The organism is Schlesneria sp. (genome assembly GCF_036405755.1).
GTDB lineage: Bacteria > Planctomycetota > Planctomycetia > Planctomycetales > Planctomycetaceae > Schlesneria > Schlesneria sphaerica.
The window spans coordinates 1-3431 of record NZ_DASWWZ010000404.1; the positions used below are offsets into that span (position 1 = coordinate 1).

Annotated in this window: 2 protein-coding genes and 2 pseudogenes; 1 reads left to right on the forward strand and 3 read right to left on the reverse strand. The window is 57.4% G+C overall.

Going from position 1 to position 3431, the window contains the following annotated elements:
* Nucleotides 1-233, forward strand: a pseudogene (locus VGE80_RS13905) (aspartate aminotransferase family protein); the annotation flags it as partial.
* 190 nt (nt 234-423) lie between these two features.
* Here VGE80_RS13905 and VGE80_RS13910 read toward each other — a convergent pair.
* The 3 genes and pseudogenes from VGE80_RS13910 to VGE80_RS13920 all read right to left on the reverse strand — a co-directional run.
* Nucleotides 424-1293, reverse strand: coding sequence for an amidohydrolase family protein (locus VGE80_RS13910; protein WP_440593092.1), 870 nt, complete (start codon nt 1291-1293; stop codon nt 424-426).
* Between the two features lie 366 nt (nt 1294-1659).
* Nucleotides 1660-2718, reverse strand: coding sequence for a Gfo/Idh/MocA family protein (locus tag VGE80_RS13915; protein WP_440593093.1), 1059 nt, complete (start codon nt 2716-2718; stop codon nt 1660-1662).
* 105 nt (nt 2719-2823) lie between these two features.
* Nucleotides 2824-3431: pseudogene (locus VGE80_RS13920) on the reverse strand (TAXI family TRAP transporter solute-binding subunit); the annotation flags it as partial.

Sequence of the window (3431 nt, forward strand, 5' to 3'; positions counted from 1 at the left end):
ACAATCCGGTCAGCGCAGACTTCATTCCATGCGACGGAGACTATCGGAAGCTCGACCGGGAACAACCGGCCGCTCTGAAATTCGCCTTCCGATCGGCTCTGCTGACGTGTGGTGTTGACTGGTTCGGCTGGAGCGGCATGACTTCGTCAGCCCACACGGAAGACGATCTGGCGGAGACCGTCGCTGCATTCGATCGGATGCTGAGCATGCTCCAGGCGGATGGCCTGATCTGAGTTTGCCTCAGCCAGGCGGTGAACTGCGATTGCTGAGACACTGATAGAAATTGAGGTCGATTCGGGAAATTTCTGTTCCCGAATCGACTTCATCGATAACTCACGCACTCCGTATCACCTGCGAACGGAGAGAGGACGGACTCGCACAACAGATTCGAAGCGGAAAAGCAGTGAAATCTGTCGGCCGCTGTCAGATGCCGTAGAATTTGGCCGCGTTATCGTGGAACAGCTTCTTCTGGAAGGCAAGAGGTCGGTCTTTAACGATCTGCTTGAGAGCATTAAGCCACTGAGCGAATGAGGCTCGCAAGGTGCAGACCGGCCAGTCACCTGCAAAAATCACCCGATCTTCGCCAAAGGCGTCGAGCGTGTCATTGACGTTCTGCGCCAGATCATCGGGTTTCCAGTCCTTATTGGCCGTCACGATAATCCCGGAAACCTTGCAGATCACGTTCGGCAGCTGAGCCAGTTCCTTCATCCCGCGTTCCCATTTCGCTCGCAGAGCCGCGTCGGTCGACGTAACGCTCATGTTCCCGCAATGATCGAGGATGAAACGGGTCTTCGGACATTGACGAACAAGCTTTGCCGCGTCGACGACCTCTCCCGCGCGAACACACAGGTCAAAGCTTTTGCCCATGTCGCCCAGTAACTGAATACTTTTGACGAATTCGGGCGTCAGGCAGTATCCCGGAGGTGTCGAATCACCGTGCAGCACCTGGCGAATCCCTTTGATGTACTTGTTATCCGCAAAGCGGGACACGTACTTTTCAAAGCCCGGACTTCCCGGTCGTCCCGAGATCACGGCCGCCGCCATGGGATTGTCGTTCTGCTGACACAGGTGCGTGACATAGTCCGCCTCGGCGTCCTGCTGGTCGACTTTGACATCAACCTCCATGTAGACGGTCTTGACGACATTCAGCCCTTTGGTTGCTTCCAGATAATCCGACATCAGAAAACTGCGCTCGATGGGCCCCGTCTCTCCTCCCTGATGCCACGGCAGCGTGAACTTGCTGAGATCCCACAGGTGCTGATGAGTATCGATGACGGGAAGCTGATCGGGCATGGACTTATCCTGAGCGGAAGAAAGATTCTGAAGAGCAGTCGAGAATGAACCTATCGCCGCGGTCGCAGCAACGGAAGCCGCCAGAAAGTCTCTTCGAGATTGCGGTTCGTACACGATGTTCTCCGATGCCAGGGATGTAGAAATGGATCCGCGAGGTTCATCATGAAAACAAACGGAGTTCCATTTGTCACGCAGGCAGCCCGCAATGATACCCCCGCGACAAATCCCTGAACGCAACAGCAGGCTGTGGACAGGCCAGGGAAGAACACCTCTGCCCGCGCAGCAGGAACCCCGCGCAGCGGTCGCAACGAAACCTGCTCGACCAGATGTCGCTCTGGGGCACGCAACGGTCACGGCACGCAGCCGTCACTCCAACGGTAGATCGACGGGAGTCGAAGTCGTCGCGCTGCGGTCCACCGCTTCTGAAAATTCCATGTACTTCAGACCATCGGCGAAGGTCGTCCGTTGAACGGCTTCGCTACCCTGAATCGCTCCGATGAATTCCGCTTCGACGCGCCATTCTCCCAGCCGTTCGGCGGGGATCGTAATTTCACGCAGTCCCTCTTGTCCGACGCGACCCGCGTAGAGAGTTTCCTTTTCACCGAAAACGACCTTGATCGTCCCGGCAGTTCCATAGAGATGAATCTGTTTTCCCATCCCGTGAACATCGACGCCGCTGAAGTGATAGAGGCCGCGAGCACGATTGGGAAGCTGCGTCAGAATCTGGACGCTATCGGGAACCGTCACCTGGCGGTTTCCGGGCCCGACAGGGTTCGGGCGGACAGGCTCAAAGGTTTGACTTTGAGCGAAGACGCGAGTCGCTTGCGGAACCCAGCGCAGCAGCGTCTCCTGAAGGATCCCCAAGGTCAGCACGTTCACCCCGCTGATGTCTCGGTCCTGTCGCCAATGCAGAAACTGTGAGTAGTCGTAGAACTGGTCGTCGGCCCCGAAGACCATGACTTCTCGAAGGTCGCCAATGTAGCCGTCGTGCAGCAACTGTCGAACCTCGCGGTCAACGACCAATCCCATGGGACTGGGGACCAGCATGGCAACGCGATCGGGATGGGCGTCGGCTGTGGCTTTCATTTGCCGGGCTTCCGCCAGATTGCGAGCCATCCGCGCTTCACAAAGGACATGCTTGCCAGCCTTCAGTGCTGCGCAGGTGACCTCACAGTGCAGGTTGGGCCATGTCCCGATCACAACCGCATCGATGGCGGGATCGTTCACTAATGCCTTCCAGTCGGGGTAGACCTTGGGAATCTGGAACTCACTGGCCACTCGCGCTGACGATTCCGCAGAGCTGTTGACGACGCCTGTGATCTGGACGCCGGGAATGGCTTTCAAACCCGGAATATGCCTGCGGCGGGTGTTGTCACCCGCTCCCACGATCCCGACCCGTAGAGGTGAAGCGTTATTGGAACTCATGCGAAACTATGCCTTTGCGAGAAGATCGACCGGAGCCAGCGATTTTCCGCTCCTCCGAAGTCACAAGATTGCGGCGAAGATCCTATCTGCCGCGAAAGTCCTTTGCTATCGGGCGAGCGTACTTTCTCCCCCCTCCGTCCGAAAACCGGGGTGACTTCCCGGCTGGGAATGCCCCGCTTCTCCCCTCAGAATCGACAAGACACGCGATCTCACCAGATTCAGGTGTAAGCGCAGGTTGTAGTACTCCTCCATATAACTCAACGGAACCCCAATCCGTGCGATCTGCTGTTCCAGTCGATGCAGGTGCTCCAATGACGAGTCCGCTTCCTCGATCGTCATTCCATCTATCGATCGCAGGTCGATCCGCCGAAGTTCGTCATACCACAGATAGATCTTCCGGCGTGTCTGCCAGCGGACCAGCGGCGGTGCAACCCTCATCAGCGGCATGAGCAGCATGATCAGCGGAATGATCATAATTTTCAGCCGGTCCAGCATCGACGCCAGCCAGAATGGCATGAACCGCTGCAGTACGGGTGGCCCTGATCGGAAGTACCGTTCCGCTTCAGGATTCAGCGGCAGGTCGGTCAACTTTGGCGATGGAAACTCACCCACGTTCGAGAGCAGGTCCCCTTGCTGATGCACCTTCGTCGCCACCTTGAGCAGCAATGAGACCAGTGCCGGATGCAACGAGCGGTGGGCGACCAGCGTCGCCG